Annotated in this window: 22 protein-coding genes; 5 read left to right on the top strand and 17 right to left on the bottom strand. The window is 63.4% G+C overall.

The genetic code is table 11. From position 1 onward, the window contains the following. Window positions 1-2 precede the first annotated feature (2 nt). Entirely contained in the window at window positions 3-944 is a 942-nt protein-coding gene (locus KFO72_RS27860; protein WP_062918601.1) for an ABC transporter substrate-binding protein, read from the top strand. 72 nt (window positions 945-1,016) lie between these two features. Here KFO72_RS27860 and KFO72_RS27855 read toward each other — a convergent pair whose 3' ends face one another. After that, window positions 1,017-1,982 carry a GlxA family transcriptional regulator gene (locus KFO72_RS27855; protein ID WP_225033485.1) on the bottom strand — a complete coding sequence of 322 codons (966 nt, stop codon included), beginning with the start codon at window positions 1,980-1,982 and terminating at the stop codon, window positions 1,017-1,019. 173 nt (window positions 1,983-2,155) lie between these two features. On the opposite strand from KFO72_RS27855, the gene KFO72_RS27850 reads away from it, so the two are divergent. Next, on the top strand, window positions 2,156-2,794 hold the full coding sequence (locus KFO72_RS27850; protein ID WP_225033473.1) for a GNAT family N-acetyltransferase: 639 nt from the start codon (window positions 2,156-2,158) through the stop codon (window positions 2,792-2,794). A gap of 28 nt (window positions 2,795-2,822) precedes the next feature. After that, complete coding sequence (locus KFO72_RS27845; RefSeq protein ID WP_062918604.1) at window positions 2,823-3,047, top strand: hypothetical protein; 225 nt, start codon at window positions 2,823-2,825, stop codon at window positions 3,045-3,047. Here KFO72_RS27845 and KFO72_RS27840 read toward each other — a convergent pair. The 8 genes from KFO72_RS27840 to KFO72_RS27805 all read right to left on the bottom strand — a co-directional run bounded on the left by KFO72_RS27840 (window position 3,042) and on the right by KFO72_RS27805 (window position 11,197). Continuing rightward, window positions 3,042-3,962: an alpha/beta fold hydrolase gene (locus KFO72_RS27840; RefSeq protein WP_225033472.1), complete on the bottom strand. Its 921-nt coding sequence runs from the start codon at window positions 3,960-3,962 to the stop codon at window positions 3,042-3,044. The two genes, KFO72_RS27845 and KFO72_RS27840, sit on opposite strands and share 6 nt — an antisense overlap. Window positions 3,963-3,975: 13 nt before the next feature. Then, window positions 3,976-4,965, bottom strand: coding sequence for a 4,5-dihydroxyphthalate decarboxylase (locus tag KFO72_RS27835; RefSeq protein WP_225033471.1), 990 nt, complete (start codon window positions 4,963-4,965; stop codon window positions 3,976-3,978). 24 nt (window positions 4,966-4,989) lie between these two features. After that, window positions 4,990-6,351, bottom strand: a complete 1,362-nt coding sequence (locus tag KFO72_RS27830) for an MFS transporter (protein WP_054931087.1) — start codon at window positions 6,349-6,351, stop codon at window positions 4,990-4,992. A gap of 14 nt (window positions 6,352-6,365) precedes the next feature. Then, the gene (locus tag KFO72_RS27825) at window positions 6,366-7,427 is read right to left on the bottom strand and encodes a porin (RefSeq protein WP_176053588.1); all 1,062 of its coding nucleotides are present in this window, start codon (window positions 7,425-7,427) and stop codon (window positions 6,366-6,368) included. A 137-nt stretch (window positions 7,428-7,564) separates the two neighbouring features. Beyond that, on the bottom strand, window positions 7,565-8,554 hold the full coding sequence (locus tag KFO72_RS27820; RefSeq protein ID WP_225033470.1) for an ornithine cyclodeaminase family protein: 990 nt from the start codon (window positions 8,552-8,554) through the stop codon (window positions 7,565-7,567). Further along, entirely contained in the window at window positions 8,551-9,105 is a 555-nt protein-coding gene (locus KFO72_RS27815) for a hypothetical protein (RefSeq protein WP_054931075.1), read from the bottom strand. Before KFO72_RS27815 ends, KFO72_RS27820 begins: the two co-directional genes overlap by 4 nt. Window positions 9,106-9,147: 42 nt before the next feature. After that, a complete protein-coding gene (gene dapA, locus KFO72_RS27810) occupies window positions 9,148-10,041 on the bottom strand; it encodes a 4-hydroxy-tetrahydrodipicolinate synthase (protein ID WP_035992970.1) in 894 nt (297 codons plus the stop codon). Window positions 10,042-10,069: 28 nt separating this feature from the next. Next, on the bottom strand, window positions 10,070-11,197 hold the full coding sequence (locus KFO72_RS27805) for a cupin domain-containing protein (RefSeq protein WP_060608984.1): 1,128 nt from the start codon (window positions 11,195-11,197) through the stop codon (window positions 10,070-10,072). Window positions 11,198-11,466: 269 nt separating this feature from the next. On the opposite strand from KFO72_RS27805, the gene KFO72_RS27800 reads away from it, so the two are divergent. After that, window positions 11,467-12,702: a citrate/2-methylcitrate synthase gene (locus KFO72_RS27800; RefSeq protein ID WP_225033484.1), complete on the top strand. Its 1,236-nt coding sequence runs from the start codon at window positions 11,467-11,469 to the stop codon at window positions 12,700-12,702. Window positions 12,703-12,747: 45 nt separating this feature from the next. On the opposite strand, the gene KFO72_RS27795 is transcribed toward KFO72_RS27800, so the two are convergent. From KFO72_RS27795 to KFO72_RS27760, 8 genes are all read right to left on the bottom strand, one after another. Further along, window positions 12,748-13,656: a LysR substrate-binding domain-containing protein gene (locus KFO72_RS27795; RefSeq protein ID WP_054931079.1), complete on the bottom strand. Its 909-nt coding sequence runs from the start codon at window positions 13,654-13,656 to the stop codon at window positions 12,748-12,750. A gap of 75 nt (window positions 13,657-13,731) precedes the next feature. Then, a complete protein-coding gene (locus KFO72_RS27790) occupies window positions 13,732-14,691 on the bottom strand; it encodes a PDR/VanB family oxidoreductase (protein WP_225033469.1) in 960 nt (319 codons plus the stop codon). 21 nt (window positions 14,692-14,712) lie between these two features. Then, window positions 14,713-16,074: an MFS transporter gene (locus KFO72_RS27785; RefSeq protein ID WP_054931081.1), complete on the bottom strand. Its 1,362-nt coding sequence runs from the start codon at window positions 16,072-16,074 to the stop codon at window positions 14,713-14,715. A gap of 60 nt (window positions 16,075-16,134) precedes the next feature. Then, window positions 16,135-17,184, bottom strand: coding sequence for an aromatic ring-hydroxylating dioxygenase subunit alpha (locus tag KFO72_RS27780; protein ID WP_225033468.1), 1,050 nt, complete (start codon window positions 17,182-17,184; stop codon window positions 16,135-16,137). 163 nt (window positions 17,185-17,347) lie between these two features. Continuing rightward, window positions 17,348-17,815, bottom strand: coding sequence for a nucleoside deaminase (locus KFO72_RS27775; protein WP_225033467.1), 468 nt, complete (start codon window positions 17,813-17,815; stop codon window positions 17,348-17,350). 46 nt (window positions 17,816-17,861) lie between these two features. After that, window positions 17,862-19,565 (bottom strand): methyl-accepting chemotaxis protein, encoded by a 1,704-nt coding sequence (locus KFO72_RS27770; RefSeq protein ID WP_225033466.1) that lies wholly within the window; start codon window positions 19,563-19,565, stop codon window positions 17,862-17,864. Between the two features lie 220 nt (window positions 19,566-19,785). After that, window positions 19,786-21,111: an epoxide hydrolase family protein gene (locus KFO72_RS27765; RefSeq protein WP_054931085.1), complete on the bottom strand. Its 1,326-nt coding sequence runs from the start codon at window positions 21,109-21,111 to the stop codon at window positions 19,786-19,788. Window positions 21,112-21,905: 794 nt separating this feature from the next. Further along, window positions 21,906-23,465, bottom strand: a complete 1,560-nt coding sequence (locus tag KFO72_RS27760) for a methyl-accepting chemotaxis protein (RefSeq protein ID WP_060610555.1) — start codon at window positions 23,463-23,465, stop codon at window positions 21,906-21,908. A 154-nt stretch (window positions 23,466-23,619) separates the two neighbouring features. On the opposite strand from KFO72_RS27760, the gene KFO72_RS27755 reads away from it, so the two are divergent. Continuing rightward, window positions 23,620-23,813, top strand: a 194-nt coding sequence (locus KFO72_RS27755) for a hypothetical protein (RefSeq protein WP_225033465.1), incomplete at its 3' end; no start/stop codon positions are given.

The following is a 23,813-nucleotide window of genomic DNA, read 5'->3' as shown; positions in this document are numbered from 1 at the left end:
CCATGTTGAAAAGAAAAGTACTCGGTATCGCGATCGGTGTCGGCGCACTCGTTGGTGCAAGCAGTCTGGCGTATGCGGACGAGCCCTACATTCCGCTCATTTCCAAGGGCTTTCAGCATCAGTTCTGGCAGGCCGTGAAATCGGGCGCCGAGCAATCCGCGAAGGAACACAACGTGCGCATCACGTTCGAAGGCCCGGAAACGGAGGCCATGGTCGATAAACAGATCGACATGTTGTCGGCAGCGCTCGCGAAGAAACCACAGGCACTCGGCATTGCCGCGCTCGACAGCAAGGCTGCCATTCCGCTGCTCAAGCGCGCGCAGTCCGGCAAGATTCCCGTCATCGCATTCGACTCGGGCGTCGACAGCGATATTCCGCTGACGACCTGCGCGACGGATAACCTCGCCGCCGCTGCGCTCGCCGCGGACAAGATGGCCGGGATGATCGGCAACTCGGGCGAAGTCGGCGTCATTGTGCACGACCAGACGAGCCGCACGGGCATCGACCGGCGCGACGGCTTCCTGAACGAAATGAAGTCGAAGCATCCGAACATCAAGATCGTGTCGGTGCAATACGGCGGCGGCGATCACCTGAAGTCGGCGGAGATAGCCAAGGCGATGATTCAGGCCAATCCGAACATCAAGGGCATTTTCGGCGCCAACGAAGGCTCAGCGGAAGGCGCGGCCATCGGCGTGAAGGAATCGGGCAAGAAGCTGGTGCTGATCGGGTACGACTCAGGCAAGGAACAGAAAGAAGACATCATGTCCGGCCTGATGGCGGGTGCGATTACACAAAACCCGGTGGGCATCGGAAAATGCGTGATCGATTCAGCCGTGAAAGCGCTCAAGGGCGAGAAGCTGCCGAAGAAAGTCGATACTGGCTTTTACTGGTACGACAAGACGAACATAAATGATCCGAAGATCGCGGCGGTGCTCTATGACTAGGTAGCGTGCGATGCAAGAGGAAGCTTCAAGACCTTCCTCTTGCATTTTTATACAACGCCGCACACGTCGCTATTACCGCAAGTCCGCGCGCAATTCACGCACGCCCCTTCCCAAGCGCTGGCGCAGCAGCGTTCTCAACGTCGCACCGTCGACATAACCCACTTCAGCGGCGATCGCCTCGATATCGAGGCCGCTGCCATGAAGCAGCGATTGCGCGCGTTCGACGCGCAAGTCCTGAAAGTACGCGAGCGGCGATTTCCCCAGCACTTCCTGGCAGCGGCGCTGCAGCGTGCGCGCGCTCGTCGCCAGTGCGCCCGCTGCGTCTTGCAGCGAGAAGCCCTCTTTCAGATGATCCCGCGCCCATCGTTCGAAACGCTGCATCAACGGGTCCGCCATCGCCAGATGATTGGGAATGATGTATGGCGCCTGCAATGAGCGGATATCGGCGAGCAGATAACGCGACACGAGGGTCGCCAGCTCTGGACTCGCCTTACGGATTAACCAGAGCGTGAGATCGAGGTGTCCCATTGCCGCGCCCGCCGTCACGCCGATATCGGTCGCGACGAGCATGCGCGATTCGTCGAGCGAAACCTTCGGATAGCGTTGCCTGAAGAGCGGCGCGAGCGACCAGGTCGACGTCGCTTCCCGATGATCGAGCAGCCCCGCTTCGGCGAGCAAAAACGTGCCGATGCACGAAGCGGCAATCAAGGCGCCCTCGGCACGCCACGCCAGCAATTGCGCAGTGGCCTGTTTAACGTCCGCCCGTTCCAGCGCGGGAAGCAGTTCTTCCGGCGTGGTCTTGCCGAGCGCGGGAACGATGACCCAGTCCGGTTTCAGGTCTGGTGTGATCGGCTGCACGGGAATCGTGAAGCCTTGCCCCGAGCGCACGCGCTTGCGCACGCCTACCACGGTCACGTTGAATTTCGGCGTTCCGCCCGTCATGCGTGAAGCGAGCTTGTTCGCGGAGCCGAGCGCGTCGAGCGTAACGGCAAGCCCTGTATCGAACAGTCCATCGAGTGCGAGCACGGTAATGCGCATGGCGTAAATGACCATAACGTTGTCATATGCGACGGTACATCTTTTTCACTTGGAGTGCAGGCTCGCTGCCGGATGCAAAAGAGAACCTCGCGATTTTTACGACATTTTTTCTTGTGGCCCCTCATGGCCGATTCTAGACTTCACACAAGTCAGCAAGCCCGGAGAGAGACACCATGTCGAAACGACGCGCGACAATCGAAAATCATTCACCCCTCGCTTATAGCGAGAGAAGCACTGGCAGCGTGGTGCTGCGCCGCTTCGATCCATTGCGCGACTCGTACGGGCAACTCACGACAATGCTGCATCGCGCATTTGCGCGGCTCGGCATGATGGGGTTGAACTGCACGTGTGTGGATCAGGATGTGGCCGTCACGATGAAACGTGCTCGAAGCGGCGAATGCTTCGTGATGGTCAGCGGTGGAAAGATCATCGGTACCATGACGCTTTATGCAAGCGACAGCGACTCGCTCTGCGAGCATTATCACCGGCAAGACGTGGCGTCGATTCGCCAGCTGGCCATCGATCCTTCGTGGCAGAACCGCGGCATCGGAAAATCCATGCTAGCGTTTGCCGAGCATTGGGCCGCGACGCGCGGTTATGCGGAGTTGGCGCTCGATACGCCGTATCCGGCTGCGCATCTCGTTGCCTTCTATCGCGGGCAGGGCTTTCGCATCGTCGACGCGGTGCGTTTCGCGGGCAAGGTGTACGACAGCGCGATTCTCAGCAAGGCGCCCGTTGTCGCGCGCACGCTGGCCGCATGGACGCATCAGATCGCATTGCCAGGCGCGCACCTCGTTCGGTTCGCGGCGTGAAGGCCCGATTAAGGCAACGAGGTGCCGCATGCTGCGGTTGAGATTTCGGGAATCCCACGATGTAACGCAGACTGGCGCGAAACCAGCCCGCAACGAAAGCACGCTCGCGAGCCTTCAGGTTCAGCACCGCTGGTGCTTCGGACTGGCACTCGCCGCCAGCGTGTGCGCTTTGCTGGCAATCAGTCTGGGCTTCGCGACGTTCGGAATCGTGGTGTATATCGCGGCGATTTTGCCGTTCGCGTTCTTCTCATAGGCCGCTGCGTGCTGTTTCGCAGCGATCCAGCCAGTCGAGCACGACACGCAAAACGTCGTCGCTGTTCTCATCCATCATCATCATGTGCGTGTTGCCGCGCATGCCGAGGGCAGGCAGATCGACACGCACGCCCTCTCCGCCCGCCGCATTCCACGCCTCGATCGACGCACTCGCGCGAGCCGCATGCGCACGCCACGCTTGGTCCTCTTCGATGAAGTCGCCAAACACGACGAGTGCGGGCGTGCCCGGCAAACCGGCATCGAACGAAGCAGGGGCGCCGTGCGGTTCGAGTGCGACGCAGGCGCGCACGAGATCGCGCGCCGCTTCGGCTGCATCGAAAACCAGACCGCCGCCCTGGCTGAAACCAAGCAAGGCACACGGCCCGATACGCCGCACCACATCGATCAACGCCTGCCTTTGCAGCGCACGCGTGCCCGGCCAGCGCGGCACGGTTTGCGCCGACAGGCCTTGCATCGCGTCGAGCGGAAAGCGGTGGCCCGCGTAACCAAAGCGATAGATCTTTGCGGACTCTTCGTCGCTGCGCGATAACGGACGGTCGGGCCAGACACCGTCGAGCGCGCAGAAGCCGGCACGTCCGCGTTCGACGTTGTCCACCACATACACCGACACGCCCGCTTCGAGCAGCCGCTGCAGCCAGCCGGACCTGCCGTCCGGCGTGTCTTCCCACATCGCGCCCGTCAGCCCGCCGCCATGCATCAGCACGAGCGGCACCGCATATCGCGGCGAGGCTTGCAGAAAGTACTGCACGTAGGCCGCTTCGATCCAGTACGTGCCGTTCGGATCGTAGTCACGCGTCGACGTCGACGACAGCGTGACGCGATACGGCGCTTCGCCCCTGACGTTCACGCGCCGTCCGCCGACGAAGAAACTGCCTGTTTTCTGAAGCGTGATCATCGGCGGTTCCGGCTCACACGCGCACCGCACTGAGGGTTTCGGCCGGAAACAGTTCTTCCGGCTTGAGCAGCCGATGGCACACGCCCTGTTCATAGCCGAACTTCAGGAAAGCCTCAAGCGTCGTGCGATTCGGCTCTAGTCCGTACGGCCAGATGTCCGCGCCGAACAACGCCTGCGCTTCGGCAACACGCGTCGGCATCCATGGCAGCGGGAAGTGCGAGCACGTGATATCGCTCAGCCGGTAAAGGCTATTGCGCTTGGCCTCTTCAAACGCCTTCAATAGATTGCCCGCGATCCACCGATGCTTTTCAAACGTCTCACGGCGCAACACGATCAGGTGCATGATCGGAAAGATGCGCGTGGCCTCGTAGTATTCGCGTTCCGTGTCGGCAAAGCGCGAGAAGAGCCGCACGATCTCATCCGCGCGTTCCTGGCCCGGCTCGGGCGGACGCGCGCTCAGCACGGCGTCGATCTCGCCGTCGAGCAGCAGCGACGTCAGCGAGCGCCCGGGCTCCGACCGATACGACACGCCCTCGGGCACGCGCACGTTCACCTTCTCCTTGCGGCCCGCCTGATTCACGCCGCCCTGCACCCACTCGATTTCGGAAAGCGGAATGCCGAGCGAATGCGCAATCCAGCCACGCGAGTAGATCGCGGCCGTTTGCGCCCACTCCGGAATGCCGATGCGTTTGCCGCGCAAATCCTCGGGACGCTGGACGCGGCCATCGCGGCGCACATAGAGCGAAGACTGGCGGAACGAGCGCGATGGAAACACGGGCAATCCGACCAGCCGGTCATCGCCCTGCGAGCGCAGCGACGAATACTTGCCAAACGACATTTCCGAAATGTCCCACTCCTGGAAATGCGTCGTGCGATAAAAGATCTCTTCGACGTTGAGCACCGACGGCACCAGTTCGATGCCTTCGGGCTGCACGCGGCCGCTTACCAGGTCGCGCACATGGTCATAGTCGCTGACAGCGAGGCTGAGCGTTAATCTCGACATAATGGTTCTCTTTGAAACGGAAATTCAGTGTGCGTTAGTTACGACCACATGCGGCTGCGATGGACCAACGGTCAGCACCAGCATCGCTGTCGTCAGTACCGCCGCGCCGATCGCTGCGAACATGATGCCCGGTCCGCCCGACCACTGCTGCAAAACACCCGCCACGGCCGGTCCGAACATCGCGCCGATACGCGACAGCCCCAGGAACACGCCGACGCCCGTGCCGCGCATTTCAGTCGGGTAAGTGGCTGCAACCAGGTTGTTGAGCACGATCTGCGAGCCGACGACGAAAGCACCCGCGCCAGCGACGGCAATCAGCGTCGTGGTGCGGTCGGTCGCCCAGGCGAGCAAGGCGACCATCGCTGCGCCGAGCAGGTACGACGCCGAAATCACGCGTCGGCGATCGCCGACGCGGTCAGCGATAAACCCCGAAATCAGGCCGCCCGCCACGGCCATGCCCGCGAACAACGAGCCATACGCGAAGCTCGACGACAGGTTCTCGCCGCGCTTGAGCATGATGGTTGGCAGCCAGCCCGACAGGCCGTAGGCCGAAAACAGGCTCAACGCGCCGGCGGCCCAGAAACTCAGCGTGCGCAGCCGGTAATCGCGCGACAGCAGCAGGCCGAGCGGACTTCTGTGCGAGATCGCGCCGCCCGTGGCGAACTGGCCCGCGTCGTAGGCTGCAGCGCGGTCCGGACGCAAGCGGTGCAGCAACGGCTTGACCTCTTCCCAACGTCCGCGGCTGGCGAGAAAGCGCGGCGATTCGGGCAACCACAGTTGAATCGCAAGCGCGAACACGAGCGCGACGCCGCCTACGTAATAAAGACTCTGCCAGCCGTAATGCGGCGTGAGCCACGCCGCGATCAATCCTGCCGACGACGAGCCGCTCACCCAGCCAAGCGAGAAGAACAGGCTCGTGAAAACATTAGACGAACGCTTCGGCGCGATCTCGTTGATGTAGGTGATCGCGAGCGGCATCAGCAGCCCGAGCGCCAGTCCCATCGTCACGCGCAACGCGATGTAAGACGCGAGGCTGTGCGCGAACAGCGCGATCGCCAGACTCATCACGCCGGAGCCCCAGCAGCCTAGCAGCAGAATGCTGCGGCGCCCGAAGCGGTCGCCCAGCAGCCCGCTGACGGCCGAGCCCGCGGCGAACCCTGCCAGCCCGCTCGACAGCATAATGCCGATGCGCGTCGGCGACAGTCCCCACGGACCTGCCACGTAGTGGACGATATACGCCGAGTTGTACAGGTCGTAACCGTCGAACAGCAGGATCATCGCGATCAGGACGCCGAGCCGGATGTGAAAGCCGCCAAGCGGCGCATCCTCCAGTTCCTGGCGAACGTCGATGCGCCCCGCAGGCATCGACACTTTGTGTTGGGCCATGATGTTCTCCACTGTCAGAAGGTATGTTTGATGCCGACCATGGCACCCGTCTGGTTTCCGCCCGCCGTCACGTCGCCCGTGGCGCGCACCCCGACGTTCAGCCCGTTCGAGTTGGTGACGTACGATACTTCGGCGTAGAGATCCGTGCGCTTGGATAGAAAGTAGTCCGCCAGCAGCACGCCGCTGGTGGCCTTTTGTCCCGTGCCATGAATGCGCTCCTGATACCCGCCGAGCGAAAAGATCAGCGGCGAGCTGGCTTGCCACGAGGCGCCCAGCCAGTACAACAGCGAGCCTTCCAGCGTCGCGCTGTTACGGATGTTGAGCCAGCGCGTGCCGACATACGCCCGCACCGGTCCGAACGTATAAGTCGCACCGCCCACTACGCGCATCTGCGTGACATCCTGCGTGGCGATCGACGTGCCTTGCATCTGATCATAGGCAACGCCGACGTTGGCGGAGCCGTTTGCGTACTGCAGCGCGAAACTGTATTCGCGCCCGACCTTCGAATGACCGGGCACCTGCGCGCCGTTGGGGATCGTCGAGTCGAACCCGGTGCTATACAGTGCCGCAAACGTCACGCCCGAGAACCGCGCCGTATACCGGACCGCATTGTCAGCGCGACCCACGAGCGTTGCATCGTAGCCTTGGGCCGAATAACTCGGATTGAACTGAAGTGCGTCGTACACGTACATCAGGTCATACAGCAGGTTGTATTGCCGGCCGAGCGTCACGTCGCCATACGGCGTGCTCAGCCCGACATACGCCTTGCGGCCGAACAGACGGCCGCCCTGCCCGAGCGTTCCGTTGTTGATCGAGTAGCCGTTCTCCAGCACGAATATGGCCTTCAGGCCGCCGCCGAGGTCCTCCGTGCCGCGCAAGCCCCAGCGCGAACCGGCAAGGCTGCCGGACTCCATGCGTACTGCCGTGCCGGACGTGCCATTGGGGCCGGGCACGTGATTGGCGACTTCCACGCCGACATCGGTGATGCCATAGAGCGTCACCGAGCCCTGCGCATACGCGCAAGAGGTGGCGGCGCATGTCAGGCCGAACGCGGCGAGAGTGTGGCGTCTCTTCACTAGAGTGTCTCCGAGATTTTTGTATTCGTGTGTTGGTGTTGATCCGGCTTGTCCGCGCGGCATGGCGGCAGGCGCGATGCCGCGCGGACAAACCCGCCCGTGACGCCACGGGCGATACGGCTTCGACGCGTTGCGTGTCAGTTCAGGCGCGGCGGCTCGCGGCGCGGCTGCGGCAACGGCGTGCCGAGCCCTGCCTCGCTCGCGAGCGCATACAGCCGCAAGCCGAGCGCGAGATCCGATACGCCCATGCCCATCGCCTTAAAGACCGTGATGTCATCGGATGCCGTGCGCGCGCGTCCCTCGGCGATCACGTCGCATAGCGGCGTCACCTCGCTCCAGGCATCGCGCGCGCCGTACGCACGCACGAACTCGGTCGACAGGCGTTTCGCCGCGCCGAGATCGTCGACCACGGCACGCGTACAGCGGGCGAACACATCGTCGGCGAGTTCGATACGCTCTTCCGTGATTGCGCCTACCGCGTTCACGTGCGTTCCATGCGCAAGCGCCGATGCAGGCAGAAACGCTTCCGTGGCGCGCGTCACAGTCGTGACGATCGGCGCATCGGCGACGGCAGCCTCCACCGACGGCGCCTCGACGATCTCGATATCGAACTTCTCGCGCGCCCGCTCGACGAAGGCACGCCGCTTGTCGGGCGTCGGGCTGTACACGCGCACCAGTTTCAGGCGGCGCACGGCAGCGACGGCAGCGAGTTGCGCGAGCGCCTGCTTGCCCGTGCCGATCAGCGCGAGCACGTCCGCATCGGGCCGCGCGAGCCACTTCGTCGCCACGCCGGAAATGCCGCCCGTGCGCATCTGGCCGAGCGCGAATGCTTCGAGAATCGCCTTCAACTGGCCGTTCTCGCTATCGAAGAGAATCAGCAGCGGACATGCGCCGCCTTCCGTATGCGCCCACGTCTTGGTCCCGACGATGCCCGCCTCCTGAAACGCCGCGCCGATCGCGTGCAGATTGCTGTGCCCCCACGCGACATGTGTCTTGCCCATGTTGCGCGCCGCGCCGCTCGCCTGTTGCGCGAGGCCTGCTTCGAGCGCTTCGATGGCACCCGAGAGATTCATCAGCGAGACGATCTGCTGCTCGGAAATCCACACGGGTGTGTTGGCCGCGTTCATTGCTCATCCTCGAAAATCGACGCCACGGGTGGTTCGAGCCGCAGCGTGTTGACGGCGATCGCATGCGTGACGTAGCGGCCGATCAGCATCACAAAGGCCATGGCTTGCGCAGGCGTCACGAGGCGCGCAAATGCGTCGAACTCTGCCTGCGCTTCGAGGCCGCGCGAATGCAATGCCTTCAGCGCATAGGCTTGCGCCGCTTTTTCGACATCGCTCAGTTCCGTTGCGGCAGAAGGATCGAGCCGGTTGACCTGCGCGATCCAGGTGCGCGCAAAACCCAGCTTCACGCTCAGACGTTCATGCTGGTGGCGCTCGTAACGGTTCTCCATGTAACTCGCCACCGTCAGCGCGCCGAGTTCCGTGAGCCGGTCGGGCAATGCCTGCTTTAGCGCGTCGGTGAAATGCATGAATTGCAGAAGCACGTCGGGCGCATGGCCCGCGCACTTGAACAGCTCGCCGAGATAACGCAAGCGCTCGACGCGCGGTGTCAGATAGGCGGCCAGATCGCTCCGCATGTCGGCCATTTCGAGCCGTGGAATCCTGTCGCTCATCGGGGTCTCCGTGTTCGTTGTCGTTCGGATCGTCGCGGGCGCTCAGAGCAGGCCAGCGCGATCGAGCACGCCATCGAGCCGCGCTTCCAGTTCGCGCGTAGCAGGCATCATCGGCAAGCGATGCTCGTTCGCGGGAATCAGGCCCATGCGCTTCATCATGTATTTGATGGGGATCGGATTCGTGTCGTAGAACACCGACTGATTCAACTCGAACAACGCGAAATGCAAGGCCCGCGCCGCCGCGTAGTCGCCGCGTTCGACGGCCTCGACCAGATCGGCGACCTTGCGCGGCGCCAGATTGCCGACCGCATTCATCAGCCCGCAGGCGCCGACGGCGAGCATCGGATAGCTCAACTCTTCGAGACCGACGAACACGCGCCACTCGGGCCCGAACGCATCGAGCATGTGCGTGACGAATGCCATGTCGTTGACCGCGTGCTTCATGCCCACGAGGTTCGGCGCGCGCTCGCGGATCGCCTTGACGGTGGCAAGGTCCATGCTGACTGCCGCACGCCCCGGGATGTGATAGATCAGCAGCGGCCGTTCCGTGCGCGCGGCGATATCCGCGTAGTACTCGACCAACCCGCGCTGCGGCGGACGGATGTAGTAAGGCGTGACGACCAGCATCGCATCGGCGCCCGCCTTGTCGGCGTGCTGCGTCAGTTCGACCGTCTCCGCGTGCGATTGCGAGCCCGTCGCGGCCAGCACGGGAACGCGGCCCGCCGCTGCCTCGACGGCCACGTCAACGAGGCGGTTGCGTTCGGCCACGGTGAGCAGGCTCGGCTCGGCCGTCGTGCCGTTCACGAGCACGCCGTGGCCGCCGTTGACGATCTGCCAGTCGACGAGCCGCGCATACGTTTCGTAATCGACGGTCTGGTTGCGGAAGGGCGTAACGATCGGCGTGATCGAGCCTTTCAGCCAGGAGATGTCGCGCATGATTCGGATTCCTTGTCGATGAAGCGGATTACGCAGCCTTGGCAGCGTTCGTGCGATTGGTCGAAAACCCCGTCTGCGTGCCGAGCAGCGCAGGCGCCTCCTTCATGCTCTCCTGCCACAGCAGCGACTGCATGTAGATGTTGAGCGGCTGATCCTGGATGGTCAGCTCGTACACGTAGTCGTCGTAGGACGCGTGGTTGTGCACGGCCCAGCCGGGCGCCGACAGCATCAGGTCGCCGGCCTTCCACTCGTAGCGGTTGCCCGCCACCATGCTGTAGCCCGAGCCCGAAAAGTAGTAGTTGATGGCTGCCGATACGTGGCGATGCGGACGGTCGACGATCTTCGGCGGACGAATTGTCATCGTCGCGAAGAAGTTCGGCGTGATGCCATTGGTGCGGCCCGTCACCGGGTTGTACATCATGTACAGGCGGCGGCCGACGTAGTCGCTGCCCAGCGCCTCGAGCTTGTCGAGTTCCGCCTTCACCTGTTGCCACGAAAAATGCAGCGGGCGCGATTCGACCACCTGCGGGTTGATCAGCGTTTCGTACGGCATCAGCAGCCCGCCGTCTTCGCCGATGGGAAACGTGCCGAACGGACTGCGGCGCTTCGGGTCGTCGCTCGCATGCGCGGTGAGCGTCTGCGTCGGCACTTCGAGTTCGACGCCGAACTCGGGCACATACACTTCCATGTGCTGCAGCAGCGGCGTGTTCGAGTAGACCAGCCGCACCTGGATGTCGTCGGTGTCGTTCGTATGTGCGAAGGCGACGAAGGCGGGGTGATTCCACACGTCGTACTGACGGAACGCGATGGTGCGGCCCGCGACGCGCGTCGAGCCGCCGCCCCGGATGCAGAAGTTCACCTCGGTGGCGTTGTGGCGCATCGGCTCCGTCGATTCGCCCGGCAACAGAACCTGCAGCGACACCTGAATGCCGGGCGCAAGTCCCGGCGAGCCGGCGCGCGCCGACGGATGGACGATCAACGACTGGCGGCGGCCGTCCGCGGGCTTCGGCAGCGCGGCAAGGCGCTCCACTTCCGCGTCGATCTGTTCGCGGCTCACGATCACGGGCGCCCAGTAATGATTATCGCGGGGACGCTGGCCCGTCTGATCGACGAAGCTTGCTTGCGCCGGCCCGAATTCGCGTCTCAGGTCATGCATCGGAAAGTCTCCTCAAGGCACCCGCCCGAAACGGTTCGCGGCGCGGTGCAAAAATGGAATCGAGGACTGAAAATTACTCGCCGACGCTCTGTCGATCAAGATTGATCTTTCAAATCAATATAAACGTTGGAAACGCTCACTGCTGCGATGCAAAACACCTGAAAGTCATTAACTACAGCCTTTCTGCTAGACTGCAGAATGCCCGAGCATTACGCTGAATTTGGTTGATTTATATTGATTACATTGATTTCATGACGACCCGAGATCTGATGACGCGCGAGGAGGTATTGGCCCGGCTCAACATCAAGCCGGCCACGCTCTACTCGTACGTAAGCCGCGGCCTGATCGGCACCGCGCCGCACGACGACGGCCGGCGCAGCCTGTACGTACGCGCCGACGTCGAACGGGTGGGCAGCCGCAAGCGTGGACGCATGCCGAAGGCGGCATCGGCTGAATCGACGATGCGCTGGGGCGAGCCCGTGCTCGCTTCCGCGATCACGCACATCACGCCGCAAGGTCCGCTGTACCGCAACCGGTCCGCCGTCGAGATGGCGAAGACTGGCTCTTCGTTCGAATCGGTTTCGCAGCTGCTGATGACAGGCATCTGGCAGGACGGCGTCACCGCCTGGGGGGCGCTCGACACGCCGCAAGCCGTGCTGCCGCTATTCGATGCGTACGCGGGCAACCTGGACGGCAGCGATATCGCCAACCTGCTCGGCATGGTGCCGCTGGCGCTCGGCATGCAGGGGCGCGGCGCGGCGGAGATTTCCGACGGCAGCGCGGTGCAGGCCGCACGCCTCATCATGCAGACGATGGCGGGATGTCTCGGATTCCTGAGTAAAACGCGCGCGTTCGTGATGCGCGAGCGCGGCGAGAGTCTCGCGGCCTATCTGCTGCGCGCAGCGGGCGGCACGTGCACACCCGATGCCGTGTTTGCCGTCAACGGCGCGCTCACCGTGCTCGCCGACAACGAACTGGCGCCCGCCACCTTTGCCGCGCGTGTCGCGGCGTCGACGAATGCGGACCTCTACAACTGCGTCGCGGCGGCGATCGGTTCGCACGTCGGTTTTTCGACGGGCACGGCGACGGAGAAAGTCGAAACCCTGCTGTTACGCGACGTCGCCAATCCGGACACGGCGCCGCGCCTGCAGATGGTTCGCGAGGTCGGCGCGAGTCTGTTCGGCTTCAACCACCCGCTGTATCCGGAAGGCGACGTGCGCGCCAATCTGATCCTCGAACAGGTGCGCGCGCTGCAGCACGCAACGCCGGAGACGATCCCGACACTCGAATTCCTCGCGCTCGCCAGAGACAAACTGTCGATGCATCCCGGCGTGGCGATTGCCCTCGTCGTCCTTGCACGGGCGCTCGGCCTGCCAGATGGCACGGCCACGGCCTTATGGATCATCAGCCGTACGGCGGGCTGGGTGGCGCATGTGCTGGAGCAGCGCGCGCAGGCTTTTCTGCTGCGGCCACGGGCGAAGTACATCGCGGCCTTGCGAATGTAGCGCCTGTAGCGCCTGTAGCGCCTTTAGCGTCGACCACGCGCCGGCTCAGACGGATAAACCCGCAGCCGTGTCGCGCGCCATTTCGGCGAGCAGCCATGCGCGAAATGCCGCCACGCGCGCCAGCGACTCCTCGCCCGCCGGATAAACGAGGTAATACGCCCCCTGGCCCTTCGCGGTCTGCGGCAGCGCCTGCACGAGGCGGCCCGACGACAGTTCGGTCCGCACCATCGCCGGGTCCACCACGGCGACGCCGAGGTTTTCGCAGGCGGCCTGGATCACCATGTTGCGCGATGCGAGTAACAACTGGCGTCCGCCTGGCGGCAATGGCTGTTGCGCAGCATCGGCCCAGACGGTCCAATCGTCGGGCCGCGTTTTCGCCGAGAGCAGCGTGAAGCGCGCAAGATCGGCGACGCTCGACAGCGGTCCGTTCGCCGACAGCGTGTCAGGCGAACACACGACGATCAGCGACTCCTCGCGCAGGAAGTCGCAATGCACGCCTGGCCAGTGACCGTCGCCATAGGCGATCGCGCAGTCGAGCGCCTCGCGCTCCAGGTCCACCTGCGCAATCGACACGCGAATCTCCACATTGGCGAACTGTTCCTGCACGGCTGTGAGCCGGGGCAGGAGCCAGTGCATCGCGAAGGTCGGCAGCGAGTTGACGACGAGCGGCGCCGGGCGTTCGTTCGCTGCTACGCGCTGCCACGCCGACCATAACCGTTGCAGACATTGATCGACTTCGCCGTGCAGCAGGCGCCCCGCTTCCGTAAACGCGAGCCCGCGCCCGGTGCGCGTGAAAAGCCGCGTGCCGAGCCGCTCTTCGAGCACGCCAAGCTGATAGCTGAGCGCCGATGGGCTCAGATGCAGTTCGCGGGCCGCATGCACGAGGTTCAGATGGTGGCCGATCACCTGGAAGCTGCGCAGATGATTGATCGATGGCAGCGCTTGTGTGCTCAAGGGGAAAGGCTCCGTCGAGGGACGTAACCCATCGTACCCAGCCGCGCGGCGCGTCGCAATCCGGGATTGCCGCGATCAAAGATCGAGAACCAGCTCGTCTGTATGCGAGCGCGAGCAACACGGCAGGAACTGATCATTGCGGGCGCGCTCGTCGTCGGTCAGATACAGGTCGCGATGTTCGGGATCGCCCGCCAGCACGCGCGTCAGACACGTGCCGCAGACACCCTGCTCGCACGATGTCTCGATGCACACGCCGTGCGCGGCGAGCGCCTGCACCACCGTTTCCCGTTCGCTTACGCTTACCAACTTGCCGCTGCGTGCCAGCCGTACGCTGAACGCGCGCGCCGTGGGCGCGTTGTCACGCGTGTCGATCGCGGGCGCGCTGAAATACTCGCGATGCAAATGCCGGTCCGTCCAGCCGGCCTGCTTCGCTGTATCGAATGCGTGGTCCATGAAGCCGGAAGGACCGCACACGTACAGATGCGAACCAGGCAACGGATCGCGCACGATACGCGCAACGTCGATTCGCGCATCGGCGGGTGCGTCGTCGGTGTAGAGCGTGCAACGGCCATTCAGATGCGGCGCGTCGAGCCGGTCGAGAAAGGCCGCCCGCTCGCGATTGCGTACGCAATAGTGCAGCTCGAACGAGGCCTGCGTCTGCGCGAGCCGCTCGGCCATGCTCAGCAGCGGCGTAATGCCAATGCCGCCCGCGAGCAGCACCGAATACCGCGCGTCGTTCGCGAGCGGAAAATGATTGCGCGGCCCGTCGATACTCAGCGTGTCGCCCACCTGCAATGCGTGCATCGCGCGCGAACCGCCGCGCGATGCAGCGTTGTGTTGCACCGCTATCACGTAGGCGTCGCGTTGCTGTGGACCTCCGCATAGCGAGTACTGGCGAACGAGGCCTGTCGGCAGATGCACGTCAATGTGCGCGCCCGGTGTGTATTCCGGAAGCCGCGTGCCGTCGAGCGGTGCGAGTTCGAACATGCGGATGCCTTGCGCGACCTCTTCGATCCTTCTGATACCTGTTTTCATGGGGGATTCGGATTGATGTCGTCAGGCACTCTGGCTCACGCTTGCCACCGCATAGCGGCGCGACAGTCTCACGAGCAGCATCAGCAACACGCCGATGGCAGGCAGCAGCGCGACCGCAAAGAGAATCGTGTCCGGCTTCCAGCCGTTCGCGAGGACGGCACCCACCAGCATCGGCGAGCCGATCTTGCCGATCTGTCCCGCCGCACCGCCGAGTCCAAGCGCCGTGGAGCGCACACGCGTCGGAAAGATGAGCGCGAACAGCGCGAGCGGCGCGGATTGTCCGATACCGCCCGTGAAGCCGATCACGAAGCCGCCTGGCAGCAGCGCCGCGAAGCGCGTGACCTCGAATGCAACGACAACCGTCGTCACGGCGAGCACGAGCAGCGCAGGCAACAGCGAACGTGTCGGCCCGAAGCGGCTCACCAGGTATCCGGCCAACCCGAGTCCGAGCATCGAACCGATGTCGAGGCTCGCGAGCACATACGATGTTTGCACCACCGAGATGCCCGCCGTCTGCAGCAGCGGCGTGAGCCATACGGTCATGACCTTGATGGTCGCGTAACTCAGCATCAGGATGCCGAGCAGCAACAACGTGATGCCCGCGCGGCCTTCGCTGAATATCTCTCGCACGGGCACGCCCTTGCGCGTCACTTGCGCAGCGCCCGCCGCCGCGTTCAACCGTAGCTGGTCGACGTCGATGGTCTCGCCAGGAAAGAGCCGCGAGAACACGGCGCGCAACTTCTGCGTCTTGCCGCGCGAGATCAGGAAATGCGGCGACTCCGGCAGCCACGCGACGATGGCGAGCGCCGCTGCGATCGACAGCGCGCCGCCCACCACATATACCGCACGCCACCCGAAGTGCGCGAGCACATAGCCGTTGACGACCGCGCCGACCGCTGCGCCGAGCGAGTAGTTGGCGAACAGCACCGCGACCGCGAGCCCTCTGGAGCGGCTATGCACATATTCGGCACCGAGCGCGAGAACACAGGGAAAGATGCCGCCGAGGCCGATGCCGCCGAGAAAGCGCACGATCAGCAGTTGCGTGTAGTTCTCCACGGACGCCGTTCCAAGCGTGAGCGCGCCGATCAGCAACGCGGCAGCGATCACGAGCGGCCGGCGGCCGACACGGTCGGCGAGATAGCCGAACACGAAGGTGCCGATCAGGCCGCCCAGTTGCAGCACCGAGAACACCACGCCGAAACTCGCGAGCGGCACGTCGAGCGCATGGGCCATGGCTTTGGTGGCGACGCTGATGGACTGGGTGTCGAGACCATCGAGGAAGATGACTGATCCGCATAGCACGAGAATCAGTCGCTGATAGGCCGAGAGCGGCCGGCTGTCGATCAGCGCGGCAGCCGCGCGCGGCGTTGCGGTCGATTGCATGTCTGTCTCCTTGAAGCGGGCGCGGTGCGTCCCGCCTTCTTTTCTGGTTTCTTGCGTCGCTTACGCTATCGCCAGGGGCACAGGCTGATCGGTTCGCGCCTCGGCGTCGATCATCGCCGCGAGCAGACGCCGCGCGCGGATCGCGGCCGCGTCGGTGGCGAGCAGGACGGGACGCATCGACAACAGCTCGCGCTCGCCCATGCGCGTCTGCACGCCTTCGATCATCGGCTTGTCCTGTTCGTGAAAGCCCATTTGCTGCCAGCGTGCCGTTTCGTCGTCCGCGTCAGGATCGTCGAGACGATAGTTGCGCGAACTCGCATACAGATACTGCGTCGCCGCTGCACCGATGGGTGTGACGATGTGCGTGCCGATCCGCACGAGGCCTTGCTCGCGCGGCCTGCCAGCGGGCACCACGCCCGTCTCCAGCAGACAGCAGCCCGGCGCATGCCAGCGTATGTTCAGCCAGTAATCCACGGGCGCGTCGGGATCGTCGAGAAACGGGCGGAACGATTGCGGCGCGCGCGTCGCGGCCACCATGCGCCGGCTTTCCAGCGCACTGCCGTCCTGCACGACATCGTGTTTCGCCTGAAGAAAATCGTCGACCTGCTGATACGGCGCGTGCAGGTAGTTCACATGCGAAAGGTCCATCAGATTATCGACGACCAGTTCGTAATGCGCTGTTTGGGTCATCTCCTCACCGACGGTTTTCAGTCGCGGCGACACCAGATGCGAAAAATCGGGGATCAGGCTCGCGTCGGCGCGCGATGGTTCGCCCGCCCATATCCACACGAGCCCATACCGGTCTTCTGCCGGAAAGCTGCGCACGCGCGCGCCGGGAGGAATGCGGCCGTCGCCGTGCGGATTCTTCGAGCAGTCGCCGCTACAGTCGAACTGCAGTCCGTGATACCCGCATTCGACGCCGTCGCCGACACGCTTGCCCATCGACAGTGGTGCAAAGCGATGCGGGCAGCGGTCGATCATCGCGACGGGTGCGCCATCGTGCTTGCGGTAGAGCAGCATCGGCTCGCCTAGCAACTCGCGGGTGGAAAAATCGACGCCGACATCGCGGCTCCACGCCGCGGCGTACCACGTGTTCCTCAGCAATTTCATGACTCGCTTTCCTCGAATAACGCTGTCGTTGGGGACAAGGGCAGGTTATCGGCGAAACACGAGTACGACAAACGCAATTATTTGGCGGCAGAGTCGCAATTTTTCGATGCCTGTAGCGGAGAGCGCTACAGGCACGTTTCAAGAAGGCAAGACAGGGTTGTGCCTACGCGCCCTGCCGCTGCTTCCAGTCAGCGTATAGATCACCATGCGATTCCAGCCGAACCGGTTCATAACGGATCTTGATGGTTTGCTCGGCAAACGGCTTCGCGAGGTCGGCGTACACAGCCGCTGTCGATAGCCCATAAGGCGCGGCGTCTTCGTTGGAGTACGCATAAAACACTTCACCGATGCCCGCCATCCGCATCGCGGCAAGACACATCGGACACGGATGACCGCTCGCATACACCGTGCATCCCGCGAGATCCGGCGAGCCGAGTTTCTGGCTCGCCGCGCGGATCGCGTTCAATTCCGCGTGCGAGGTCGGATCGTTCGTGCGCAGTATGTCGTTCACGCCTGTTGCGACGACCTTTCCATCCTTGACGATCACTGCGCCAAACGGCCGGCCGCCGCTCTCGATATTGCCGTAGGCGAGTTCGATTGCTTCAGCGAGGTAACGTTGTTGCGGGGTCATGGCAGTCGCTCCTTGAATACGTCCCAGGAGTTTACGACACGTCGATTCAAAACGTCTCCCACTCAACTTCCGCCCGCGTTTGAACGGCCGGCTCGCGTTGTGCGACGCCCTTCTTCGCGGCCACCGCGCGAGTGCGAATCGGCGTCGCGAGCGCAGCCGCCGCATGAATCCCCTGCTGCCCGCCATCGAGCCTGAACATCGCCACCGCAGCCTTGAGGCTTGCGGCCTGATCGGCCATCGCCTGCGCGGCTGCTGTCGCCTGTTCGACGAGCGCGGCATTCTGCTGCGTCACCTGATCCATCTGCGCGACGGCCGTATTGACCTGTTCGATGCCCGTCGACTGTTCTGTCGACGCCGCCGCGATTTCGCTCATGATGTCGGTCACGCGCTTCACCGAGCGGACCACGTCGTTCATCGTCTCGCCCGCGTCGTGCACGAGCGTCGAGCCCGTCGACACATGGGCAGCGGATGTTTCGATCAACGCCTTGATCTCTTTCGCGGCGGCAGCGCTGCGTTGCGCGAGCGTGCGAACCTCGCCCGCGACCACAGCGAAGCCGCGGCCCTCTTCTCCGGCGCGCGCCGCTTCGACGGCCGCGTTGAGCGCGAGAATGTTGGTCTGGAACGCAATGCCTTCAATCACCGAAATGATCTCGGACACGCGCGAAGAACTCGATGAGATGTCGTCCATCGTCGCGACGACCTTGCGTACCACATCGCCGCCCGTCGTCGCGGTCTGCGATGCGTTGCTCGCCAGCGTGCTGCCCTGGCGAGCGTTTTCGGTGTTCTGCCGGACTGTCGACGTAAGCTCTTCCATGCTCGCGGCCGTTTCTTCCAGCGAAGCCGCCTGCTCTTCCGTGCGCTGCGACAGATCGGTGTTGCCCTGCGCGATTTCGCCCGCCGCGACCGAGATCGACTCGGCCGATTGTTTGATGTCGGCGACGATCGACGTGAGCCGCGCGCGCATCGTGTCCAGCGATCCCATCAGGCTGTCGGCATCGGCGTTCGCGAGATCGACCTTGACGGCGAGATTGCCCTGCGCGATCTGCGCGGCGATATCCTGCGCGCTGCGCGGCTCGCCGCCCAGTTGCCGCAGGATGCTGCGGGTAATCAGCGTCGCCGTGAGCAGCGCGAGCGCAATCGATGCCGCCACGATCGCCGCGATCAGCACGCGAATCCGCGAGTAGGTCGCGATTGCGTCCTGCTGCGCGACGAGATTCGACTGGTCTTCGAAATCCGCGAGCTCCGCCGCGTGCGCAAGCCATGTGCGTTGCGTCGGCCGGGCACGTGCGAGCAGCAACTGGGTCGCGGCGATCGTGTCGTTCGCGAGACTGAGCTCGACCACCTTGCTCATCGGCGGCACAGCAGCGGACTCTTCCTGCTTGAGCGCGGCCATCAGCGAACGCTCGCGCGCGTCGGTTCCGGCTTCTTCCGCAAACATGCGGTCGAGCTTCTGATACGCGTCCGCGTAAAGCGCGCTCTGCTTCGCAATCCGCTCGGCTTCGGCTCGCCTGTCCGCAGCGGTCGTATAGAGCACGACGTTGCGCATCGCGATTGCGCGGTCCTGAATCGACGTGCGAAGCTCGTTGGCGAGACGTGCCTGCGTACCGTTGACGCGGGCAATCTCGTCCAGTTTGCCGTTCAGCGCCCACAGGCCATAGAAACCGATCATCGCCACAGCGAGCAGCAAGGCCGTCAACAGGCCGAATCCGGCAAGCAGGCGTGTCGAGACATTCAGGTCGCGCAGTTTCATTGCAGTCGTGCCTCGTTGTTGGTTACAACTTGTTTACGGCAAACCAACGAACGACTTAATGCGGCTTTATGCCGCACTGCAGATAGCGGTTACAACACGGACGTTCGTTCGATGCCAACGCCGACGCGTGACGGCATTAGCAACGCGTCGACCGCTAATCAACCGACGCGACACGGACGACGTGCGCGCCGCGTCGTCCGTGCCCTCATCTCATCCCATCTCAGCGCAGCGAGCGGAAACTCAGGCGCACCTCGTCCGTGAATGCTTGCGGTTGCTCCCAGGCTGCAAAGTGGCCGCCTTTGGGCAAACGGTTGTAGTGAATCAGCTTGGGATACGCCTTCTCGGTCCAGCTCTTTGGCGCCGAGTAGATTTCATCCGGGAACACGCTGACCGCGACGGGAATGCTCACGTGCTTCGGCGCAAAGAAATTGAGCTTGTTCTCCCAATAGAGCCGCGCCGACGAGATGCCCGTATTGGTCACCCAATACAGCGTGACGTTGTCGAGCACGTCGTCGCGCGACAACCCTTCAGTTTGTCCGTCGAACACGCGGGCAATCATCGCCTGACTCGCCGCGTCGTGATCGAGCATCCACGCGGCAAGACCGATAGGCGAATCTTCGATGCCATACAGCGTTTGCGGCCGGTTCGCCATCTCTTGCGCGTACCCCAGACCGTGCTTGTAGAAGTAATCGAGCTGATCGAACGCGTGCTGTTCATCGGGCGACAGGCCGGCGGGCGGCGGGTTGCCATACTTGAGTGCATTCGCAATGTCGTCGGGGACCGTGGCGGGCATGTTGGTATGAATGCCGATGAGTCCCGGCGGCGTCAGAAGCGCCATCTGCTCGGTGACGGCATTGCCCCAATCCCCGCCTTGCGCGACGTATCGCGTGTAGCCGAGACGCTGCATCAAGGTCACCCATGCGCGTGCGATCCGCGCCGGGTCCCAACCCGTTGCTGTCGGCTTGCCTGAGAAGCCGTAGCCGGGAAGCGACGGGATCACGACATCGAATGCATCCGATGCGTTACCACCGTGCGCCGTCGGATTGGTCAGAGGATCGATGACTTTCATTTGCTCGATGATCGAGCCCGGCCATCCATGCGTGATGATCATCGGCAACGCGTCTTTCTGTTTCGATCGTACGTGGATGAAGTGAATGTCGAGTCCGTCGATTTCAGTCACGTATTGCGGCAGCGCATTCAGTCTCGCTTCGACCTTGCGCCAGTCGTAGTTAGTCGACCAGTAGGTGGCGAGCTTTTGCATCGTCGCGAGTTGCACGCCTTGTGACGCATCCGTGACGGTCTCGCGCTCGGGCCATCTGGTCGCCTTGATGCGTCGGCGCAGATCTGTCAGTTGCGATTCCGGCACGTGCACACGAAGCTTGCGGATGGCCGTCTTGTCGCCGCCAGCCGACGGCGTGATGTCAACGACTGCCTGATTCGTCTGCGCAAAGGCGAATCGGCTCAACGAACCTGCGGCGACCGCGGCAGCCGCCACGCCGATAAAGCGGCGACGCGACGGGACTTGAGGAAGGATATCGTTTTGCATGGAAGCTCCTGTTGGCAATGTGCACGAGTAGGTGGAGCGATGAGCGCCGCTGCGATTGATATCCCGGGCATACCGCTTATCGCTGCCCGTTCGAAAGCCCATACCTCAAGCCATTCGGCAAAGCTCATATCGTCACCGTTTCGCTGCGAATCGACATTCGTGATTCGTGATTCGTGATTCGTGATTCGCAGCAGGTGAGCGGATTATCTGAACGCGGGTACATGACGTAAATACCCGCGACGGCACAACACTTGTGTCGGCGATGAACAACTCGCCGCCGATGCTGCGTGCCTGCTCGCAGGAATAGGCAGTAGTGCTGCCCCAACCGTAAAACGGTTGCAAACAGCAGCCTTTTCCACGGCAGAACGAGTGCGCTCGATTGTTGCCCCGCAACGCTTATCGCTTGACCCGGATCGCGTGCCGCTACACACGCGGGCCCTTCCGATGCAGCCCCTTCATAGCTGGACGTTTGCTATTGCGGCACGTTCCAAGGCGTTTCTTTCGAGCATCGGTGGCTGCTTGAATCCGACACTGGAAGAACGTTCGGCAGTGCATGGCGGCGACGCATGTGTCCGAACCGTCGAGCGAAACGCGGCGAATCGTGCCGCCCAGATCGCTGACATAAGCAACGTTGCGGCTTGACGCGCGTTGCAAACAGATACTGCATGAGAACTCCCTGGACTGTCACGTGTTGTTGAACTCACGTGCAGTCCGGAAAGCGTGCGCAAGCGGAAAAGACGGCGCGCCGTAAAAGCCTCTGTTACGGAACCTGAAAAGTGCGGACCCGCGGGCGATCAAAACGCCTTGGCAAGCCGGAATGCCGAAACGGCTTCGCGCATGGTCTGCGCCTGGCTTTCGAGCGCGCTCGCCGCGGCGGCCGCCTGTTCGACGAGCGCCGCATTCTGCTGCGTGACCTGGTCCATCTGGCTCACTGCGTGGCCGACCTGCTCGATGCCGTCGCTCTGCTCGGCCGTCGCCGTCGTGATTTCGCCCATGATGCCCGCGACGTTGCGAACCGACCGCACGATCTCGGTCATCGTCGCGCCCGCCTGCGCGACGAGTCCGTTGCCGTTCTGCACGTGGTCGATGGACGTGCCGATCAGCGCCTTGATCTCGCGTGCGGCGCCCGCGCTGCGCTGCGCGAGCGTGCGCACTTCGCCAGCGACGACGGCGAACCCGCGCCCCTGCTCGCCCGCGCGCGCCGACTCGACGGCCGCATTCAGCGCGAGGATATTCGTCTGAAACGCAATGCTGTCGATCATGCCGATGATGTCCGCAATCTTGCTCGAACTGGAACTGATCTCGGCCATCGTGTGCACCGCGCGCTCGACCACGTCGCCGCCCTGCTGCGCGAGATCGGCTGCACTCGTGGCAAGCCTGTTGGCTTCGCGCGCGTGCTCGGCGTTCTGCTTCACAGTCGACGTCAGTTGCTCCATGCTCGCCGCCGTTTCTTCGAGGGAGGCCGACTGCTCTTCAGTGCGGCTCGACAGATCGAGATTGCCCGCTGCGATCTCGCGCGCCGCCGTATGAATAGCCTCGCAGCTTTCGCGCACGCCGGAAACCGTGCGCGTGAGACCCGACTGCATGCGGTGCATTGCGGCGAACAGCTGACCGATCTCGCTCTTGCTCGCCTCCGGCACGCGCACCGTGAGATCGTTGGAGGCGATGCGATCGAGCACGTTGGCCGCCTGCTTGAGCGGCGTGGTGACCGTGCGTTGCAACGCGATGTAGGCAAGCACGATCAACGCCACTGCGATCGCGATGCCGAACATCACCGTGCCGACGATCCATTGATAGCGCTCGTTGCCGCTCGCGAGCGCATCTTCGGAAAGCTGGTTCGCGAGCTTCTGGAATTTCTCGACGTTCGCCGAATAGGCAGCGCCCGACGCGGTGATGTCGCGATCGTTGAGCGCCGCGTAGGTCGCCGTGTCGCCGTTGCGCAATGCGTCGGCGGCGCGGTTGAGTGTCGCGGCGAGTTGCGTTGCCGAATCGAGCAGTTGCTGTTTGAGCGCAGCGTCCATGCCGTCGAACGCATCCGACTTCTCGAAAGCCTGCGTCTCGCGCACCGACAGGTCGAGCGAGCGTTGCGCGCTTTGCAGTGCCGAGTCGCGCGTGGCCGTGTCGTTGCGCTCCTTCAGCGCGGAGTAGGCGCGCACCATCGCCGAACGCGTGCGCGTGGTGTCCTTGTACGCATCGTTGACGAGAATGGTTTGACGCGCCATGTCGCGCAGATTCTGCGCGTTGCCGTTGGTGATCTTCAGCGCGCCGATGCCGACCACGCCGCCCAGCAGAATCATCGACGCAAATACCACAAGCAATGCAAGCAGGCTGGCCCGTACCGTAATGTTGCGCATGCTGATCGATGCCAGCACGCGCCGGCGAAGAGTTGACTGAACAGCTTTAACGGCAATATCGGGGAACGCTTTAGGACATTCGGGAAATATCGGCCAGTCGCATCGGGCATTGATGCGCGAACCGCGCTATTGCAGCGCGAACGCGTGAATTGCGATGTTCCGGCAGCTGGTCGGCGAACCGCCGCAGAGAAATCTCGCGTCGGGCCGAGCTTTTGAGGCCCGCCCGAACGCGAGTGAAGTGAGAGGCGCTACCTTCGCTGGATTCCAACTGCTGCACGGTGGATCACACAGTGCGCAGCATCTCCAGCACCCGCGCGACATCGGCGTCGGCGAGGTCGCCCTCCGGTT

Source organism: Paraburkholderia sp. XV (assembly GCF_020177535.1).
GTDB classification, from domain to species: domain Bacteria; phylum Pseudomonadota; class Gammaproteobacteria; order Burkholderiales; family Burkholderiaceae; genus Paraburkholderia; species Paraburkholderia caribensis.
The sequence above is the reverse complement of the archived record's forward strand: the minus strand, read 5'-3'. Positions and strand labels throughout refer to the sequence as shown.

Excerpts from the sequence above, each read along its gene's own strand:
- KFO72_RS27860 (WP_062918601.1), top strand. The coding sequence starts at position 3 with ATGTTGAAAAGAAAAGTACTCGGTATCGCGATCGGTGTCGGCGCACTC.
- KFO72_RS27855 (WP_225033485.1), bottom strand. The coding sequence starts at position 1,982 with ATGCGCATTACCGTGCTCGCACTCGATGGACTGTTCGATACAGGGCTT.
- KFO72_RS27850 (WP_225033473.1), top strand. The coding sequence starts at position 2,156 with ATGTCGAAACGACGCGCGACAATCGAAAATCATTCACCCCTCGCTTAT.
- KFO72_RS27845 (WP_062918604.1), top strand. The coding sequence starts at position 2,823 with ATGCTGCGGTTGAGATTTCGGGAATCCCACGATGTAACGCAGACTGGC.
- KFO72_RS27840 (WP_225033472.1), bottom strand. The coding sequence starts at position 3,962 with ATGATCACGCTTCAGAAAACAGGCAGTTTCTTCGTCGGCGGACGGCGC.
- KFO72_RS27835 (WP_225033471.1), bottom strand. The coding sequence starts at position 4,965 with ATGTCGAGATTAACGCTCAGCCTCGCTGTCAGCGACTATGACCATGTG.
- KFO72_RS27830 (WP_054931087.1), bottom strand. The coding sequence starts at position 6,351 with ATGGCCCAACACAAAGTGTCGATGCCTGCGGGGCGCATCGACGTTCGC.
- KFO72_RS27820 (WP_225033470.1), bottom strand. The coding sequence starts at position 8,554 with ATGAACGCGGCCAACACACCCGTGTGGATTTCCGAGCAGCAGATCGTC.
- KFO72_RS27815 (WP_054931075.1), bottom strand. The coding sequence starts at position 9,105 with ATGAGCGACAGGATTCCACGGCTCGAAATGGCCGACATGCGGAGCGAT.
- dapA (WP_035992970.1), bottom strand. The coding sequence starts at position 10,041 with ATGCGCGACATCTCCTGGCTGAAAGGCTCGATCACGCCGATCGTTACG.
- KFO72_RS27805 (WP_060608984.1), bottom strand. The coding sequence starts at position 11,197 with ATGCATGACCTGAGACGCGAATTCGGGCCGGCGCAAGCAAGCTTCGTC.
- KFO72_RS27800 (WP_225033484.1), top strand. The coding sequence starts at position 11,467 with ATGACGCGCGAGGAGGTATTGGCCCGGCTCAACATCAAGCCGGCCACG.
- KFO72_RS27790 (WP_225033469.1), bottom strand. The coding sequence starts at position 14,691 with ATGAAAACAGGTATCAGAAGGATCGAAGAGGTCGCGCAAGGCATCCGC.
- KFO72_RS27785 (WP_054931081.1), bottom strand. The coding sequence starts at position 16,074 with ATGCAATCGACCGCAACGCCGCGCGCGGCTGCCGCGCTGATCGACAGC.
- KFO72_RS27780 (WP_225033468.1), bottom strand. The coding sequence starts at position 17,184 with ATGAAATTGCTGAGGAACACGTGGTACGCCGCGGCGTGGAGCCGCGAT.
- KFO72_RS27775 (WP_225033467.1), bottom strand. The coding sequence starts at position 17,815 with ATGACCCCGCAACAACGTTACCTCGCTGAAGCAATCGAACTCGCCTAC.
- KFO72_RS27770 (WP_225033466.1), bottom strand. The coding sequence starts at position 19,565 with ATGAAACTGCGCGACCTGAATGTCTCGACACGCCTGCTTGCCGGATTC.
- KFO72_RS27765 (WP_054931085.1), bottom strand. The coding sequence starts at position 21,111 with ATGCAAAACGATATCCTTCCTCAAGTCCCGTCGCGTCGCCGCTTTATC.
- KFO72_RS27760 (WP_060610555.1), bottom strand. The coding sequence starts at position 23,465 with ATGCGCAACATTACGGTACGGGCCAGCCTGCTTGCATTGCTTGTGGTA.